The sequence below is a fragment of the uncultured Maribacter sp. genome, assembly GCF_963977385.1.
In the GTDB taxonomy this organism is placed as follows: Bacteria; Bacteroidota; Bacteroidia; order Flavobacteriales; family Flavobacteriaceae; genus Maribacter.
Genome location: NZ_CAXBOU010000002.1, coordinates 17,908 through 37,191, shown reverse-complemented (window position 1 = coordinate 37,191; position 19,284 = coordinate 17,908). Strand labels below are relative to the sequence as shown.

17 protein-coding genes are annotated in these 19,284 nt (G+C 34.7%); 1 reads left to right on the top strand and 16 read right to left on the bottom strand.

The window, feature by feature from the left end:
* Positions 1-3: 3 nt before the first annotated feature.
* The 9 genes from AAC084_RS03395 to AAC084_RS03355 form a co-directional block, all read right to left on the bottom strand.
* Positions 4-1,224, bottom strand: coding sequence for an ABC transporter permease (locus AAC084_RS03395; protein ID WP_339836945.1), 1,221 nt, complete (start codon positions 1,222-1,224; stop codon positions 4-6).
* Positions 1,225-1,226: 2 nt separating this feature from the next.
* Complete coding sequence (locus AAC084_RS03390) at positions 1,227-1,970, bottom strand: ABC transporter ATP-binding protein (protein ID WP_339836942.1); 744 nt, start codon at positions 1,968-1,970, stop codon at positions 1,227-1,229.
* A 2-nt stretch (positions 1,971-1,972) separates the two neighbouring features.
* A complete protein-coding gene (locus AAC084_RS03385; protein ID WP_339836939.1) occupies positions 1,973-3,196 on the bottom strand; it encodes an efflux RND transporter periplasmic adaptor subunit in 1,224 nt (407 codons plus the stop codon).
* Between the two features lie 5 nt (positions 3,197-3,201).
* The gene (locus tag AAC084_RS03380; protein WP_339836937.1) at positions 3,202-4,533 is read right to left on the bottom strand and encodes a TolC family protein; all 1,332 of its coding nucleotides are present in this window, start codon (positions 4,531-4,533) and stop codon (positions 3,202-3,204) included.
* 159 nt (positions 4,534-4,692) lie between these two features.
* On the bottom strand, positions 4,693-7,698 hold the full coding sequence (locus AAC084_RS03375; RefSeq protein WP_339836934.1) for a hypothetical protein: 3,006 nt from the start codon (positions 7,696-7,698) through the stop codon (positions 4,693-4,695).
* A 197-nt stretch (positions 7,699-7,895) separates the two neighbouring features.
* Positions 7,896-9,446 carry an SDR family oxidoreductase gene (locus AAC084_RS03370; RefSeq protein ID WP_339836932.1) on the bottom strand — a complete coding sequence of 517 codons (1,551 nt, stop codon included), beginning with the start codon at positions 9,444-9,446 and terminating at the stop codon, positions 7,896-7,898.
* A 35-nt stretch (positions 9,447-9,481) separates the two neighbouring features.
* Complete coding sequence (locus tag AAC084_RS03365; RefSeq protein WP_339836929.1) at positions 9,482-10,783, bottom strand: DEAD/DEAH box helicase; 1,302 nt, start codon at positions 10,781-10,783, stop codon at positions 9,482-9,484.
* A gap of 35 nt (positions 10,784-10,818) precedes the next feature.
* A complete protein-coding gene (locus AAC084_RS03360; RefSeq protein ID WP_339836926.1) occupies positions 10,819-11,268 on the bottom strand; it encodes a KTSC domain-containing protein in 450 nt (149 codons plus the stop codon).
* A 122-nt stretch (positions 11,269-11,390) separates the two neighbouring features.
* The gene (locus AAC084_RS03355) at positions 11,391-11,582 is read right to left on the bottom strand and encodes a cold-shock protein (RefSeq protein WP_027067037.1); all 192 of its coding nucleotides are present in this window, start codon (positions 11,580-11,582) and stop codon (positions 11,391-11,393) included.
* Positions 11,583-11,898: 316 nt separating this feature from the next.
* Here AAC084_RS03355 and AAC084_RS03350 point away from each other — a divergent pair, with 316 nt between their 5' ends.
* Positions 11,899-12,741, top strand: coding sequence for a hypothetical protein (locus AAC084_RS03350; protein ID WP_339836923.1), 843 nt, complete (start codon positions 11,899-11,901; stop codon positions 12,739-12,741).
* On the opposite strand, the gene AAC084_RS03345 is transcribed toward AAC084_RS03350, so the two are convergent.
* From AAC084_RS03345 to AAC084_RS03315, 7 genes are all read right to left on the bottom strand, one after another.
* The gene (locus AAC084_RS03345; protein ID WP_339836920.1) at positions 12,738-13,586 is read right to left on the bottom strand and encodes an aminotransferase class IV; all 849 of its coding nucleotides are present in this window, start codon (positions 13,584-13,586) and stop codon (positions 12,738-12,740) included. The genes AAC084_RS03350 and AAC084_RS03345 overlap by 4 nt on opposite strands.
* A 3-nt stretch (positions 13,587-13,589) precedes the next feature.
* The gene (locus tag AAC084_RS03340) at positions 13,590-14,489 is read right to left on the bottom strand and encodes a sugar phosphate isomerase/epimerase (RefSeq protein WP_339836917.1); all 900 of its coding nucleotides are present in this window, start codon (positions 14,487-14,489) and stop codon (positions 13,590-13,592) included.
* A 106-nt stretch (positions 14,490-14,595) separates the two neighbouring features.
* Positions 14,596-15,783, bottom strand: coding sequence for a sorbosone dehydrogenase family protein (locus AAC084_RS03335; RefSeq protein WP_339836913.1), 1,188 nt, complete (start codon positions 15,781-15,783; stop codon positions 14,596-14,598).
* Between the two features lie 135 nt (positions 15,784-15,918).
* Positions 15,919-16,419, bottom strand: coding sequence for a pyridoxamine 5'-phosphate oxidase family protein (locus tag AAC084_RS03330; protein ID WP_339836910.1), 501 nt, complete (start codon positions 16,417-16,419; stop codon positions 15,919-15,921).
* Positions 16,420-16,567: 148 nt separating this feature from the next.
* Entirely contained in the window at positions 16,568-17,197 is a 630-nt protein-coding gene (locus AAC084_RS03325) for an SDR family oxidoreductase (RefSeq protein WP_339836907.1), read from the bottom strand.
* Positions 17,198-17,402: 205 nt separating this feature from the next.
* A complete protein-coding gene (locus AAC084_RS03320; protein WP_339836904.1) occupies positions 17,403-17,819 on the bottom strand; it encodes an OsmC family protein in 417 nt (138 codons plus the stop codon).
* 72 nt (positions 17,820-17,891) lie between these two features.
* The gene (locus AAC084_RS03315) at positions 17,892-19,001 is read right to left on the bottom strand and encodes an alkene reductase (protein WP_339836901.1); all 1,110 of its coding nucleotides are present in this window, start codon (positions 18,999-19,001) and stop codon (positions 17,892-17,894) included.
* Positions 19,002-19,284: the final 283 nt, after the last annotated feature.

Sequence of the window (19,284 nt, the reverse complement as noted above, 5' to 3'; positions counted from 1 at the left end):
TTCTTATTCATAACGTAAAGCGGTTATTGGGTCTAAAGACGATGCTTTTCTTGCAGGATACCATCCAAAGAAAATACCTGTTACCGCACAGACAGCAAATGATATTATTATTGAATACAATGTTACGCTGGTAGGCCAATGTAAGAACTTTTCAATAAAAACGGTAGCACTTAGTCCTATGAATACCCCAAGGAGTCCACCAGTAATACTTATTAATATTGCTTCAATAAGAAATTGCATCAAAATATCTGAGCCTTTGCCGCCTACTGCCATACGAAGTCCTATTTCTTTTGTTCGTTCTTTTACCGATACGTACATGATATTCATAATGCCTATACCGCCTATCAATAATGAAATACTTGAAACTGCAACCAAAAGAATAGTAAGCATATCGCTGGTAGAACTAAAGGTAGAAATTAACTCTTCCATAGACCGAACTGTAAAATCATCATCTTCGGTACCCATTAATTTATGTTCTGCGCGTAGAATATCCGTCACTTCTATAACAGCATCGGCTGCATCATCTTCACTAATAGCAGAAGCCATGATTTGATTTAAATAATCAATAGCCAAAATGCGTTTTTGTACCGTGGTATAAGGAGCAATAACCACATCGTCTTGATCTTGCCCAAATGTGTTTTCTCCTTTTTCTTCTAAAACTCCTATGACTTTAAACGGAATATTATCAAATCGAATCATTTGACCTACAGGATCTTGACCATCAGGGAATACATTCTCTACAACAGTTTGTCCAAGAACAACAACTTTAGAAGCGGATTTTACTTCGGCATCGGTGAACATACTCCCGCTTTGAAGCCCCACAACTTTAATCTCCAAATATTCTGGGTTAACACCATAGATGGTACTTGGCCAGTTATTGGCACCGTTTATTACTTGTCCGCCGCCATTTACAATAGGTGTTATATAACTTAGAAGTGTAGATTGATTTTTTATCGTTTCATAGTTAGCAAGCGTTAGAGTTTGCACATCACCCCCACTACCCCTTGCAGGACCTCTATCATCTGCCCCAGGACGTATAGTAATCATATTGGATCCCATACTTGAAATGGTACTTCTAATACTCTCTTTAGAACCTTCACCTATAGCTAACATGGTAATTACCGAAGCTACGCCAATGATAATCCCTAACATGGTCAACAATGTTCTTGTTTTGTTAAGAATTATAGCTTTGAAAGCGATTTTGAATAGATTTAATAGTCTCATAATTAATCGTCTTGTTTAGGCAATTTTGCCAATTCTGCTGCTGCGGATTGTATTTTATGATTTTGATAATCTTGCATGATATCCCCATCTTTTAATACAATTGTTCTACTACTAAAAGTAGCTATATCTGGCTCGTGAGTAACAAAGGTGATGGTGATGCCTTTTTTGTTCAAATCTTGAAATAAAGACATAATTTCATAAGAAGTACGTGTATCTAAATTACCCGTTGCCTCATCTGCTAAAATCATTACTGGGTTGTTTACTAGTGATCTAGCAATGGCAACACGTTGTTGTTGACCACCAGAAAGTTGAGAAGGTGTATGATGTAATCTATCTCCCAAACCAACCATTTCTAAAGCTTTAATAGCGCGTTCTCTTCGCTCCTCTGTAGATACCTTGCTGTTATATAACAATGGTAACTCTACATTTTCTATTGCAGATGTTCTAGCTAAAAGGTTATAAGATTGAAAAATGAATCCTATTTTCTCATTTCTAATTGTAGCCAGTTCATTTCTACTTAAATCTTTCATGCTTACACCATCAATCTCGTAAGTACCAGATGTGGGTTGATCTAAGCAGCCCAATATGTTAAGCATAGTACTTTTACCAGAGCCACTAGACCCCATAATAGTTACAAATTCCCCTTCTTTTATAGAAAATGATATTCCACGTAGTGCATGAACAGTTTCTGTGCCCATGACGAACTCACGTTTTAAGTTTTCTATTTTTATGATTTCTTTACTCATGCTTATTTCTTTTTACCTCCTGGGCGTTGTGGCATAAATGGACTCTCTTCTGTACCACCTGCTGATACACCAGACTGGGTAGTTTCGGATTTTAAACTATATACCAATTTGTCACCTTCATTAATACCACTTAAAATTTGAACGTTTACTCCGTCACTTGCACCTAATTTCACTTCTTTCGGAGTAATAGCTCCATTAGATTCTAAAACCCAAACTTTGGTAACATCTTCTATATCGGTTGTTCTTGGTCCATTATTGGGACGCTCTATCGTTAACTTCTCCTGCTCGTTATATGCCATCATTTCTGGTGGGGTAGGTTTAAAATTGATCGCTTTTGCTTCTACCGATAATACATCTTTTAGTTCTAGGGTGTAAATCGAAATAGTTGCCGTTAAACCTGGTTTAAGTTTCAAATCAGGATTATCAGCTTTGATAACGACTGTATAGGTTACTACATTTGAAGTAATGGTTGGATCTAATCTTACCTGTGTTACTTCACCTTCAAACTCTTGACCTTGGTAAGCATCAACAGTAAAACTTACTCGTTGTCCTTCTTTTACAACTCCTATATCTGCCTCATCAACATCGGCCTCTACCTGCATTTCTTGTAAATCTTGTGCAATGGTAAAAAGTGTTGGTGTACTGTAGCTTGCGGCTACTGTTTGCCCCTCATCAATATCTCTTGATAGTACCACACCATCTATAGGAGAATAGATATTTGCATAGCCTAAGTTTGTTTTGGCCTGTTGCAAGTCAGACAAACGTTGTGTAACTGTGCCTTTTGCAGTTTCGTAATTGTAAACAGCATCGTCAAAATCAGATTTGCTGATTACTTGATTATCGTACAACGATTTCTGTCTTTCATAAATGGTTTGCAAATAGTTTCTTTGACTAATAGCATTGTCATAAGAAGCTTGAGCTTGTGTAGTGGAAGCTTTAAGATTCGTTTTATCTAATTCCGCAATTAATTGCCCCTCTTTAACCACGCTATTGTAATCAACATATACTTTCTCCACAACTCCCGAGACTTGCGTACCAACATCAACTTGGTTTATAGGCTCAATAGTACCTGTTGCAGTTACCATAGTGGTAACGTCACCTTTTTTAGCTGCTATGGTTTTAGCTTCAATAGCAACGCTGTCATCACCTTTTATAAAGCTATATGCTACAAAAGCTAAGACTATCAGCGCTATTCCTCCTATTATGATTTTTGTTTTATTTTTCATTTTGATTAAAGTTTAATATCGTTTCCTTGGTAGAACTGTAATAATTGATGATATAAAATATTTAGGTATTTTGATTGTAAATAGTTCTGTTGGGCATTAGTAAAGGTATTTTGACTAATAACCAAATCGGTAGTACTTAAGTCGCCCAACTCGTATTTTTTCTGTGCTAGATTATAAGATTGTTCTGCAGCATTTTGGGATACTTCTGCCGCGAATAACTGCTCTTGTGATGAAAGCGCATTTTGGTAGGCAGTTTCCACCTTTTTAATTACTTCTTTCTCAATAGTTTGTTTTTGAATTTCAGCTTTTTCTATATTAAATGAAGCGGTCTGAATAGCAGATTTTGTCTGATTTCTATTGAAGATTGGTATGTTTAAACTAAGCCCTAACCTTTGATTAAAATTGACATCTAATTGATCCGTAAAAGTATTGTCACGTATACTAGTGTAACCAGAACCAAGGCTTCCTGTTAATGCAAGGGTTGGTAAATAACCACCTTTAGCTATTTCTAATTCTTTTTCATTAACTAGAATGTTTGTTTTACTAGCTTCAACCTCAGGTAAATAAGATAAGGCATTGGTGTAAATAGCTTCTTTGTTAAGTTCTAGATTGATTAAGTCTTGATTCTCTTCAACCGTTTCTATAGTTAAATCCTCTAAAGGGGATAATTCTAGTAATTGTTTTAGGTTGATGATGTTTAGCTCATAATCGTTCTTTGCAGCAATTACATTGTATTTATTAGTTGCTGCTTGGCTTTGAGCTTCGGTATAATCACTTAATGCAATAGTACCAGCATCTAATCTAGATTTTGCTCTTAGCACCTCTTTTTCTGAAGCACTTAAATTGTTTTTGGCAATACTAATACCCTCTTTACTGTACAAGGTTTGTAAATAAGATTCTAGAATGCTTATTACAATGTTGTTTTTGGCTTCTTGTGCCAATAAACTATTCTGTTCTACTAATAGTTGATTTTGCTTAACCTGATTGTTTAACTGATTTCCTTGAAAAAGTGTTACAGAGCTATTAATACCAAGATTGGTACTATGTATTTGATCAGAAACATAATCGCTAGTAATTGGATCAATAGAAGTACCGCTAGAGAAGTTTTGTGAGGCACTACCATATAGATTTGGAAGCTTAGCCGATTTTGCTTTATTATAACTTACTTCAGAAATACTGGTGTTTAAATCAGCATCTTTTACGGTAATGTTATTTTCAATTGCGTAAGAAATACAATCTTCTAAAGACCATATTTTAGAGGCAGTATCAGTTTCTACATCTTGTGCAAAAGCAAAGTGAGCAAATAAAGTGCTTGCTATGATTATATATTGTTTCATTTAAAGCGTGTTTTTAATTAACACTCCAAAAATGAAACTTTATACTTTTCTGGTAGAATGGAATAGAAGTCTAGCCCTTTTGTTTATACGGAAACCTTTATTCTATCGACGAGATTTTTTGGCAATTGTTATTATTCGTAGCAATTACCCATTAAATATTTAGTTAAGTTTTACTTTGTTTTTAACAGAATTAAACTGTTGCTGTAGGTCTTTAAGACGTTCTACTTCTTCATTACCAGGTACTTTATCTGCACCCCCAACGATATAAGATAAATAGGATATCTGAGCAACTAGCATTTGTTGAGGATAAGCACCTTCTTCATTTTTAAGTTCTTTTAATACCTTTTCCAGTTCAGTCTTTTTGTCAGCGTTCTTACTTGTTTTAATCTCAGATTCTACCTTCGCTTGAAACTTTCTAGCCTCTGTTAATAAGCTAATAACCTTATTTTCAAAAACAAGTTGTTCTTGAATTGTAACAGTATTAACTCCTTCTTTTTCGAGCCTAGGATCTACTAATACTTCAAATGTTTGCTCTAAAGTTTCCTTACCTGCTGTTAATCTAACGGTATAAAGACCAGGAAGTACCAAAGGTCCGTTTTTGAAAGATCTTGATTTCTTATCGTTCCAAGCTCCTTTTTGTTTTAAATCCCAAGCAAAACGATTCAATCCTTTTTTAGTTTCAAGTTTGGCATCCGCATATTTAAAAGTCATGCTTAAATTCATATCCTCTACTTCCTCAGAGGTAGATTTTAATAATGTAGAATCACTAACAATGGTGACAATAGATTTCTTATTTGAATCTAATATTTCTAGTTGAACATTATTTTTAAATTCTTTAGGCAGGTAATAATCTACTAATACACCTGTAGAAGGATAATTAGGAAAGTCAGAAGACCTTCTTGGCGTTCTATATCGAATTGTATTGTCAGGTTTAAACAGTATTGCCTTATCTTTTAATTCAACTAATTCAGGGTTTCTTAGAGAAGTAATATTGTCTAGTATCCAAAATCCACGACCCATCGTACTTAGTATCAAATCTCCTCTATGGATGATTACATCGGTAATTGGCGTAACAGGTAGGTTCTGTTGAAATGCTTTCCAGTTTATTCCATCATTAAATGAAACGAACATTCCATATTCGGTACCAGCATATAAAAGGCCCTCTTTTACAGGATCTTCACGTAATACTTTAGCTGTGTAATCGGCAGGTATTCCATTAGTAGATGTACTTATCAGTTCCCAATTTTTACCGAAATCCTTAGTCATATAGAAATATGGAGTGTTATCACCTAAAAGATGTCTATCTACCGAAATGTATGCTTTAGCTGGGTCAAATTGTGATGGTTCTACTGATTCTATCCTACCACCTTTAGGCATTTTTTTAGGAGTAACGTTTTCCCAAGTCTGCCCTCCATCTTTGGTTAAGGAAATAATACCATCATTTGAACCTGTCCAGATAAGATCTTTTTGAATCTTAGATTCTCGAATAGAATACAATGTACTGTAATACTCTTCCCCTGTTATATCACGTGTTATCGGATTACCTGAGACAACCTGTTTATCAGCTTCAAAAGCAGTCAAATCTGGAGAAATTGTTTCCCAAATAACTCCGTCATTTCTAGTTTTATGAACATACTGAGATCCCATGTAAACTACATCTGGGTCGTGTGGAGAAACGTGAATCGGAGCCACACGCTGAAATCTATATTTTAAATCCTTAGGATTATGACCATAAATATTCGAAGCGCCAATTGAATACTCACGATTGGCTCCTGTTATTTTATTATAAACACTAAAACGGCCTTTACAATTATTATAAACGATATCTGAGTTACCTGGTTTAGGTATGGATGGTCCAGTTTCACAGCCTCCTACTTCTATCATTACTTGAGTGCCTTGTGGTGAAGAACCACTTGGTGAAGAACTCGGTATCGCAATTGTTGTATTATCTTGTTGAGCACCATACACCCAATAAGGATATTGGTCATCTACAGCTACTTGATATATTTCTGCAGTCGGTTGATTAAACTGAGAAGACCATGTTTTCCCTCCATTATGTGAAATATTAGCACCACCATCATTACTTTGTATCAATAAATCAGGGTTATTCGGGTTTAACCAAATATCATGATTATCACCATGTGGCACAGCCATAATGGTCCAAGTTTTACCACCATCTTTTGATTTTAATAACGGATTGGCATTTGAATATACAATATCAGGATTGGTAGGGTCAACTTCAATATTCGTATAATAGAAAGGTCTATTTACAAGACCCTTTTCACTAGAAGTCTGTTCAAAACTTTTACCTTGATCTATAGATTTATAAACGCCGCCTTCATCACCAGGAGCTTCTATAACTGCGTATACGATTTTCGAATCAGACGCAGCAACAGCTAAATCTATTTTACCAATTAAGCCCTTTGGCAAACCATCTTCTAACTTCGTCCAATCTTTACCCCCATTAACCGATTTATAAATACCACCTTCTTTATTCTCTCCACCAGAATCAATTGTCCATGGTGTACGTTGTGCTTTCCAGGCCGCTGCAAAAACCACATTTGGATTTCCTGGTAACAACTCTATATCTGCAAAGCCTGTTTTATTCGAAACGAATAATACCTTCTCCCAAGTTACACCACCATCAATGGTTTTATATACTCCCCGTTCTTCATTTTGTTTAAAAGCATTTCCTATAGCTGCAACCCAAACAATATTACTATTGGTAGGGTCAATTTCAACAGCTCCTATTTGTCCTACATTATCAAGCCCAATATGGGTCCAAGTGACACCGGCATCGATAGACTTGTAAACACCTTTTCCATTGATAATATTACTTCGGAGTCCGTCAGAACCAGTACCCACATAAATAATATTTGGGTCATTAACAGCTACCTCAATAGCACCTATTGAGGGAGTTTCAAAAAATCCGTCAGAGATATTGTTCCATGTGGTTCCGTAATCTTCAGTTTTCCATACTCCTGCCCCAGTCGCGCCTAAATAAAAAGTTCCTGGTTGCATGGCAGTACCAGTTACCGTAGTTACCCGACCGCCTCTTGAAGGACCAATTGTACGATATTCAAAAGCTGAAAAATCTTGAGATAAAAGTGTTGTTGAAATAAATAAACAAGTAAAGAAAGCAAGGTTTCGTAGTAAGGTCTTCATCGGTTATGTATAATTGGTTGGTCAAAACCTAAAGTTAGTTAAACCAATAATTATAACATAGCCTTCGCTACATTTTTGCGATTATCTTATTTTCATGATTATTGATTACGTATTTATTATAAAGAGGTTCAATTTGAACCTATCCATAATAATACGAATTCACCGATAAGTGATATCTGTATTAAAGTTAAATACGCTTACCAATCAATAGGAAAGTAATCTTTTAAGAATTTACCACACCAGTGTTTTCCGGTATTGATTCCGTCGAACAACGGATCCATTACTCTAGCAGCACCATCAACAATATCTAAAGGGGGTTGAAAATCGTGAACTTCTTGTTTCTTCTTAGCTAATTCTGCAGGATCTTCATCCGTAACCCAACCGGTATCAACTGCATTCATGAAAATTCCGTCTTTTGCCAATTCACCAGAAGCAGTATGCGTTAGCATATTTAAAGCAGCCTTCGCCATATTGGTATGTGGGTGACGCGATTCTTTGAAGAAACGGTGAAATTTACCTTCCATCGCCGTAACATTAATAATATGTTTTTGACCCGTATTTTCTTTCTTCATTAATTCTGCCAAGCGGTTGCATAATACAAATGGAGCTACTGAGTTAACTAATTGTACCTCAATCATTTCTGTGGTTTCAATTTCACCTAATTTTAACCTCCAACTATTGGTTTTACGTAAATCTACTTGTTGTAAATCTGCATCCAATTCTCCTGTTGGGAAAACCTCTTGGGCAACCAATGCATTATCAAAACTATAGGGTATCTGAGACAGTTTAGCAGATGCTCGCAAACCAATACCAGGTTCTGGTCCGTGCCAAGTAACTGGCATATTTTGATTTGGAGAAGCTTTAGAACTAAAAGTTTTTAATTCTTCTAAACAACTTTCATGGTCACTTAAAACCATTTGAGCAAACTTTGGTAATGAAGAAAACTCACGTTCTTCATTTTCCATTAAGTGATGGTAAAAACCTGCAGGTCTACGTACGGTTTGTGCCGCGTTATTTATTAAAATATCAAGTTTGTCATATTGCTGCTCGATAAAATTGCAGAATATCTCAACACTTGGAATATGACGTAAATCTAGTCCGTGAATTTTAAGACGATGTCCCCATTCCATAAAATCTTCCTCCTTAGAAAAACGAAGGGCAGAATCTACAGGAAAACGAGTTGTTGCAATAACAGTCGCACCACCACGTAAAAGCATTAAGGTTATATGGTAACCAATTTTTAAACGAGATCCAGTTATGACCGCGACTTGACCTTTTACATTGGCATTCTGGAACCGTTTGGCATAATTGAAATCGCCACAATCGGAACACATAGTATCATAAAAATGATGCAGTTTCGTAAATTCAGTCTTACATACATAACAGTTGCGAGGAGTAGTAAGTTCTGGTAAATCTTTACTTTCTAATTCAGCTGCTGGTAATAATTTAGGAGCAACAAAAACATGTGCTTCGCGAGCACTTCTTATACCAGTTTCTTTTCTAGCATGCTTATCACGAACAGCCTGTTTTCTCTTTTCATTTCTTTTAGCATCCTTTACCCTTTTGGCAAATTCTTGTTTGCTAGGGCGTGATAGCTGACCTGCTACTTTAATCAGGGCAATTCTTCTATCTTCTGGAATTTCGAAAATTTGGTTCGTGTCTGTAACCAAACGATTTAATATTTCAATACAATTTTCAATCTCCAATAAATCGATATCGGACTCGTTTTCGTGTTGCTTCTCCTTCATTTTTAACTATAAAAACGCTAAAATACTAACAATGATTAAAGTACGGTAATGCGCACTTTTTTCTTTTTTAATCTAGAATTATTCAATTGTGCCGACAATTCATTTGCCTTGGTTCTTGGTACTGCTACAAATGCACAATCTTGTTTCAATTCTATAGCACCTAATTGCTCTTTGTTCAATCCGCCTTGTTTAAAGAAGAGACCTGCAATATCACCTTTCGAGATTTTATCTTTTCGACCGCCAGATATGAACAATGTATCCCAAAAAGGCTCACCTAGAACAGATGATTTTCTAATATCAATTCCCTTAGACTTTGAGATAAAATCTGGTAGACTTTCTTTCTCCCATTGTAAAACATAAGCTGTACCTGATTCATTAACACGAGCAGTTCTACCATTACGATGCGTAAATTCTTCTATACGATGTGGAAGTTCATAATGAATAATGAATTTAAGTTCAGGGATGTCAATACCTCTCGCAGCTAGGTCAGTCGCTACTAAAATTCGGCTACTACCGTTTCTGAATTTTAGTAGAGCACGTTCTCTGTCTTTTTGCTCCATACCACCAGAAAAACACTCATGTTGAATATGCTGATGACTTAAATAGGAGCTAACGCTTTCAATACTGTCCTTATAGTTACAAAAGATGATACCTGGTTCTTCCCCAATAAATCTTAACAATTGAGCCAAAGATTTGAGTTTGTCTTTATCTTGAGCTAGTACAATTTTAATGGTTAATTTGGCGGGAGTTGCTTCTTCAAGAAAATTAATTCTTTTAGGGTTTACCATCCCTACAAATTTAGGAATCTTGACACCTTCTGTAGCAGAAGTTAATATACGTCTTTTAAGATTGGTTAAATCGCTGAGTATTTCACTCATTTCCTCTTCAAAACCAACTTCTAATGACTTATCAAACTCGTCAAGTATCAAAGTAGTAATACTGTCTTTTGTAAAACGGTCCGCAATAAAATGGTCTAAAATTCTACCGGGAGTACCAACAAGAATTGCAGGAGTGTGCTTTAACTCAATCTTATCTTTCGACATTGGTCTACCACCGTAAATAGCATTTACCTTGAAACCAGTGCCCATATTTCGAATAACCTGTTCAATTTGAATAGCTAATTCTCTAGAAGGTACTAATATTAAAACTTGAACCTCAGGATTATCATGGTCGAGTACATCTAAAACCGGCAACAAAAAAGCCAACGTTTTTCCAGTACCAGTTGGAGATAATAGAATTGTGTTGGCTGTTGATGAAATCACAGTAATCGCCTCCTCTTGCATAGGATTTAACGCATCAATATTCAATTTGGATAAAATCTCTTCTTGATTCTTCATGCGATATCTGTGACTCGTTTATTTTTAATCAAATTTTAAGCCTCTTGAAGGTCTCTTTTCGATTTTCTAAATATGTAATTTGGATAGATGCTTCTCTTTGCAAATCTGTTCAATTTGTTAGAGTTGATCATCTTTTGAAAAATAGGTTTTGTAACTCCGAAATACTCGTAAGTAGAACCATCTAAAAAAGTAATCTCTAATACAAGACCATTATGTTGGTAGTCAGATATACCAGAATTATTGATGGTTTCTTGGTAAACATCATTGTTAGCCTCTAAAGTTTCAGGAGCTATACTAACCAAAAAATGGTACCCGTCTATAATACGACGACTCTGTACTTCTGCTTCTTCACGTTTTTCATCACCTTCTTGAAACTTGTCTGGATGCCATTCCTTAACCAAGTTTCTATACGTAGACTTTAGTGTTTTAAGTTCAATTTCTTTTTCAACTCCAAAGAGTTTTTTGTAATCATTGATACGCTTCATAGTATGCCTTTTTTGCGGCTGCGAAATTACGTCTTTATTTTGACGTAGAAGGTTGAAAATGAGTAATAAAAAAGCCCTTCACGATGGAAGGGCTTTTTCTTAAACTTGAAAGTATATATGTTTTAGATAACTTTTACGTTCACTGCGTTTAATCCTTTGTTACCTTCTTTTAGTTCAAACTCAACTTCATCACCTTCGCGAATTTCGTCGATTAAACCAGAAATGTGTACAAAGTGGTCTTTTTCAACACCTTCTTCAGTGATAAAACCGAAACCTTTTGTGTCGTTGAAAAATTTTACTGTTCCTTTACTCATTGTAATGTAATTTAATTTATTATACTATTTAGTTTGCAAAGATGACGCCAAAACTTGACATAAAAGGTTTTATGTTCATTTAAATGTATTTTTTGGGAATCATTTAAGAGTTTTCAGCCTTATAAACCGATTTAAAGATGATTCCCACCCTATTTAAACAGATAATCTCTTTAATAAATTTATTATTTATGCTTATTTATTTGATAATAAATTAAAACTAGCTATCAGGATTATCCAAAAAATACTGATACTGAAGTAAAATATTATTTAATACATTAGTATTTACAAGAAAAATCGTCAAATTTTATCCTTAAAAATGAAAAATACGTTCTCAATAAAAAATATAGTTTCAGCTTTATTATTGGCTATGGTCTTTACGGTGGTTGTGCAAGCTCAAAAATCCGAGTTTAATATGTCTAAAGATTTATTATTGGTTCAGTTAGACTGTAAAACCGATATTGATGATTTACATACTGCTGCAGGTTTTGCAACTTTATTGAATCACCCAGATTATCAAAACTTACATTATTTTGTAATTGCAGGAACGTATGGCATTCAAGAAGGATTATATGTGCCACCTAATGAATTAATGAAATTGGCTTTTAATAACAATTGGTCGGATGCTCATAGCAAATGGGCTAAATCGGTTGAAAAGGTGGCTGAAAGGGCACAGAAAACCATTAATAATGGAGGTGCTGTTTGGGTTGCCGAAGCAGGTCAATCTGATTTCACTGCAGATTGGGTACAGAACTTAATAGAAAAGAATCCGACACTTAATCTAAAAGAGAAAATTCATGTGGTTCAACATAGCGATTGGAATGAATCTGTAACCGAACCTACAAAACTTAAGTATGCCCAAACTAAAACAGATTATCATAAAATAGCAGATGGTAATGCCGTAGGTAATGGTACTCCAGGCTTAAAGTCTGATGGAAAAGTAAATTGGGAAGACAAGATAAATGATGCGCATTTATCGCTAGTCTGGAATACTGCTATTCGACTAGGAAATACTTACAACGGAAAAGAGGGTAGATACTTAAATAAAAGTGTTGCCGAAGGCGGATTAGATTTTTCTGATTTATCAGAAGTCTGCTATATTTTAAATCTTATGGAAATTAAAGATGCTGAGGAGTTTTTTACCTATTTTAAAGTAGATTAGTTTTCTTTTTTAAGTTTTAAAAAAGCTTCTTGCAATGTTTGGGTTACCACACCTATTTTATCATCGGTATAAAGAATGTGATTATTTATTTTTTGAATAGCTGCTATTTGGGTGCTTGTACCGGTTAAAAAAGCTTCATCTATTCCGTCAAAATCATTTATTGATATTGGCGTCTCTCTTATTTCAATTTGTAAAGATTCGCATAGTTCAAAAATTATTTGCCTTGTTATACCATCTAAAATAAGTTCATTGGCAGGGTGGGTAAATACAATACCGTCTTTTACAAAGAATACATTACAATGAGAAGCTTCAGTAATGCATCCATCACGATATAAAATGGTTTCGAAACATTCATGCTGCATGGCTTCTTCATTCAGCATAACATTACCCAAAAGTGAAGTCATTTTAATATCGCATCGAGACCATCTAAAATCATTCCTTGAAATTACCTTAGCATTTACTTTATTTATATCTGGCAAAATTTTAGGTACCGCATACATCATTACCGTAGGTTTAATATCATCAGGATACGAATGTTGTCGTGGAGCTACACCTCGGGTAATTTGAATGTAAAGCAAACAGTCCTTTCCGGTTAATTCCGTAGCGCTTAATAGTTGCTCGATTGCTGGTGATAATTCATTGGCATTAAACGTTATATTTATTTTACTAAGACCTTCTTGCAATCGGTTTAAATGTGCTTCTTCATAAAAGAATTTGCCGTCAATTTGAACCATTACTTCATAAATACCATCACCGAAGATAAAACCGCGATCAAATACTGAAATTTTGGCATCCTCAGGATTTACAATTTCACCATTTAGATAAACTTTGTCTGGGTACTTCATAATTTAAAGATATCGTTGAAGGTGTTTTTTAAAGTACGTGGCACTATCAGTAATACTCTTCATTGAATTTTCAGCAAAATTACCACCTTGCTCTATATAATAATATTGAAGTGCATCTTCATCAATCGTTGAAAGTAAACTCACATAGTCTATAGAACCATTACCCATTTCCGAATAATCACGAGTAACCCTATCCATATCTTTTATATGCCACATTACATATCGACCAGGGTTTTCTGCAATCAATTGATTAATATTTTTCTCAGAAGAATGCTCCACCCAATACATATCCATTTGTAATTTCACAAAATTGGGATCTGTACCTGCCAAAATAATAGTATAGCCCTGTTCACCATTATGATTTGTAAATTCAAAATCATGATTATGATAGGCAAATTCTAATCCGGCTTTAGTAACCTGCTCTCCTATTTTATTCAGCTTATCGGTTAGTAGTTTAAAATTTTCAATATCTCGGAATTCGGGAGCTAGCCACGGCCATGTAATATATTTGCTTCCGATGGAATGAGAACCTTCAATACATTGATCCACGTAACGTTCAAGAATTTCCATAGGTTCATTAAAACGACTTGAAAAATCATAGTGCCCACTTGATATAGTAAAATCTAAATCAATTAAGTTTTTTTTAAACTCTTTAGATTTAATTCCATAATACGTATCATTTTCTCCATCATACCCATATATTTCCCCATCTTCATATCCTAAACTTCTAGCATATTTTATACTTCCTAATGGATCTTTGGCCATTGCATCACGAATAGTGAATAATTGTAAACCCATTTTAAAACGTGGATCAAGAGGTAATACTGACAAAGGTAACATTGAACTTACAGAAAGCACGCCCGTCTGTTTTAAAAATGTTCTTCTTGTTGTTGAATTATACATGATACTTCGATATTGAATTGAAATTTCTGAATTATAAATATAAGGCTTGGAAACTGAAAAAGCAGCTCAAGCGAGCTGCTTTTTTAATCAAATATTTTATTCCTAATTAATTATTTGCAAGTGCAGTATCACTATATGAAACACGATAGATTGCATCACCATAATCATCAGAAATCAACATTGAACCATCTTTTAACCATAATATATCAACAGGTCTGCCAGAAGCTTTTTGTGTAGATTCATTTAACCAACCGTCAATAAAAGGTTCAGTGTCGACTACTTCACCATTTTCAATATCAACCATCATAATTCTATAGCCGACTTTTTTACTTCTATTCCAAGAACCATGTTCTGCTATAAATGCTTTGCCCTTATAAATTTCAGGAAACATTTCACCTGTATAAAATTTGATAGCTAAAGGAGCAACATGCGCGCCTAATTGTAATGCCGGAGAAACAAAATCTGAACAAGGGTGTTCTTCCCCAAACTCAGGATCTTTTACAATACCACCATGGCAGAATGGATAACCGAAATGTTGACCTGCTTCCGTAATATGATTTAATTCACAAGGAGGAATATCATCCCCAAGCATATCGCGACCATTGTCTGTGAACCACATGTCTCCAGTTTCTGGATGCCAAGTAAAACCTACGGTGTTTCGAACACCTCTGGCATAAATTTCGCGATTACTACCATCTGGGTCCATTCTAGAAATTGTTGAAAAACGTTCATCCTCATTGGTACGGTTACAAATATTACAAGGAGCACCGACCGGTACATATAATTTATCATCAGGTCCGAATGCTATATATTTCCAACCATGATGAAACTCTGTCGGAAAATCATCATAAATCAACTCCTTATTTAGCGTACCTCCCAATTGTTCTTCAATATTAGAATACTTCCATAAGCTACCCACTTGGGCAACATATAAATCACCATTTCTCATAGCAATTCCGTTGGGCACTTCCATCGTATCTAATACCATCACATTATCGGCCTTAAAATCACCATTAGTATCTTGAATGGCATAAACAGTGTTCTCAGTTCTGGTACCTACAAATAGAGTTCCGTTATCCCCCATGGCCATTGAACGAGCACCATCTACTCCCCTTGCATATACTTCTATTTTAAATCCTTCAGGAAGATCAAGTTCCAATAATGCTAAATCTGTACTGTCCAATGGAACTTTTTCTGCTATGTTTTCAGCTCCCTTTTTCTGAGTTTCTTTACAAGATATTATAGATATGACCATAGCGAGTATCATGGACAATTTTAGGAATGAAATTTTCATATTCAATAGATTTAGTTTTTCACGAAGATACACAAGAACAGGTAGTTTTAAAACTACTTAAAAAGGACAAAAATCAAAAAAAGCCAAATTTGATGAATATCTTATTTGGCTTTTAATCATAAGATTTTTAATAGCTTAAACTGAAAGTTCTCCTTGCTCTCCAAGATCAGCTTTCTTTCCAGTGATTGCACCAATACCCATTTTTAGCATGCTCACCAATATATTATTTTTGGTATCCCAATAATGTGCGTCTTTAGGCGTCACCTTAATAGCCGTAATGTTTGGGTCATCTTTACCCTTAAACCAATTATCATCACTTTTTTGATACAAATCTTCGATAATACCCTTATCGATTACAATTTCTGCTTTCCCGTAAAGATTCATAAACTCCATACTCATAGCTTTTGAGTAAAATAAATGTACATCATTACTTTTTTGAATATTGGCATTATGCTCACTATTCTTATTGCTTAAAAACCAAATTTGACCCAAATCGTCTACTCTTTTGGTACTCATTGGTATAGCATGTATAGGTAAGCTAAACAAGTCGGTGGCTAGCATTGTAAAGTCAATCGACTCTGCCAATTCCTTTATTTTGTTTTGTGCTTCTTTATTAAATAAGTTCTTTGTTGCCATGTTTTTTTTAATCTAAAATAAATACAATCTGGCAATTGTAATTATACTGAGCCTATTGTTATTACTTCAAAAAATAGTAATGTTGACCCAAATAAAAAGACCCTTACTATAGGGTCTTTCATATACTATAATCTATATTAAAACGCATTTATGCAATATTATCCATAGCTTTATCAATAAGTGTGTCGCCCTGAATTATCTCAAAAGTTTGATTTATTGCTGCATCATCATGCAGTGAACTAACTAAGGTTTGTGCAACATCATCTCGTGTAATAGATCCTTGTTCTTCCATTTTAGATTTTAGCTTTATTTTTCCAGTACCGCCATCATTTGTCAAAGATCCAGGACGTACAATAGAATATGTCAAATCTGATGATTTTAAATACTCATCTGCATTATGTTTCGCTTCTAAATATTCCTGTAATTTTTCTGAAGCTTTTGGGTTATCTGCACCCATTGAACTCAGCATTACAAATTTTTTAATATTTGCTTTTTTAGAAGCATTCATTAAATTTTTAGCTCCCTCTTGATCTACAGCTATAACTTTTTTACCGCCTGAACCAGCTGCGAAAATCACCTTATCTATATTCTCTACGGTGTGAGATAAATCTTTTTCAAGGTCACCTAAGACTGTAGTTATATTCTCTTTTATAAACTGTTCTTGTTGCTCCTCTTTACGAACCATTGCTACTGGGTTGAAGTACTGGGAGGCTTTTAATAAGTTTACTATTTTTTTTCCTGTGGTACCATTTGCACCAGCTACTAATACATTTTCCATAGTCTTCCTGTTTTATTGAAAGTTCTTAATTAAGTAGGTTTTAACTTAGTTCTAATACAATAATTATTAACGCGAAACCAACTACTAGTACTATGTGGTATAATGGTTGACAGATTTCTATATGTTATCGCCTTAAAAACGATTCTAAAATAGAAAAGCCGCCTAATAAGACAGCTTTTCTATAATGCAAGTTATTCGTCTAAATTTATGAAAGACTAGCATTTAATTCAATCTCTGCGTTCAATAATTTTGAAATCGGGCAAATCTTTTTAGCCTTTTCAGCAATATTTTTAAACTCCTCGGCTTCTATATTAGGGACATCCCCAATTAAGTCTAAGGTAACCTTTACAATTTCACCATCTTTAAAATCAACCTTTGCATTAACATCTAAAATCGTAGGGGTGAAACCTGCTTCACCTAATAAAAAACTAAGCTGCATAGAAAAACAACCAGCATGTGCTGCTCCTATTAACTCTTCAGGGTTTGTACCTTTACCATCCTCAAATCTCGTATTAAAAGAATATTGAGCATCTTGTAAAACAGTGCTCTCAGTTGAGATAGTTCCTTTTCCTTCTTTACCACTACCCTTCCACTGTGCTTTTGCGCTTCTTGTAAAATTCATGTGTCTATAATTTTATAATTATTATTACTATTATTGAACTTAATTAGTATTCTCTGAAAACCTCAAATAACCTTAAGCAAGTTGTTCTTTTTCTTTGTAAGAAGGATAGTCAATATACCCTTCTTTACCAGGAGTATAAAAAGTATCATTGTCCCATTCGGCCAACTCATAATTATGTTCAAATCGTTCAACCAAATCTGGATTAGAGATATACAACTTACCAAACGCAACTAAATCTGCATCACCCGATTCAATAACCTTATTACCTGATTCTTGATTAAATCCAGCATTTATCATTAAAGTACCATTATAAAGAGGTCTGAAGTGTTTTGCAATGTGTTCTACCGCAAAAGAGATTTCAGAGACATCCGTAAATGGTTCAGATAAATGAACGTAAGCCAAGTCATAATCATTCAACTTTTTAATGATGTACTCAAACGTAGGGATGGTATCTTTATCCATAGTAATTCCAAAAAGACCATTTAATGAAGGATTGAATCGTGCTCCAATTTTCTCCTGTGGAATAACTTCTTTCATGGCATCTAAAACTTCAAAAAAGAAGCGAGTTCTATTTTCTATACTTCCACCATACTCATCTGTTCTCGTATTTGAAGTACTATTAAAAAATTGGTGAAACAAATACCCGTTAGATGAATGTATTTCCACTCCATCGAATCCTGCCTCAACAGCATTTTTAGATGCATTTACAAAATCCGCTATTGTTTGCTTGATATCTTCCTTTGTCATTGCTTTAGGCGTTACCGTATCCTTAAACCCTTCTGGAGTGTATGACTGCGCATTCGGATTAATGGCGGATGGGGCTAATGGTAATTCGCCGTTATGAAAATCTGGATGAGACATTCTACCAACATGCCAAAGTTGAATAAAAATCTTTCCCCCTTTATCATGTACTTCTTTGGTAACCTTTTTCCATCCTTCCACTTGCGCTTTAGAATAAATTCCGGCTGTATTTATATAACCCACAGCATCTATAGACACTTGCGAACCTTCGGTAATAATAAGTCCTGCCGAAGCCCTTTGTCCATAATATTTAACATGAAGCTCTTCAACTGGTTTGTGCTCTACGTTTGCTGCACGACTTCGTGTCATTGGTGCCATAACAACACGATTCTTTAATTGTAAATTTTTATGAAACGGAGTTAACAATGCCTGTTTGCTCATATCTAGTATTAATTATTTTTTTTAAATCTGATTACAAAGTTCAAACATTTAATGATCACTAATTAACTCATCTCGTTAAAACATTGTTATAAAAGCCAATATCCATATGTGAGGAACAACGAAAATTTCAACCCAAACTCAATTAATGACTGAGCGTTAATTCACATAAAATTAAGACAAATATTTAGTTAAGAATAAGGGTGATTTTCTATGTTTGATGTTTTTTAAAATTCTTTAAAACCTTCACTGTTTTTTCTCGTAGGTACTGCTAAAGACAAACTTT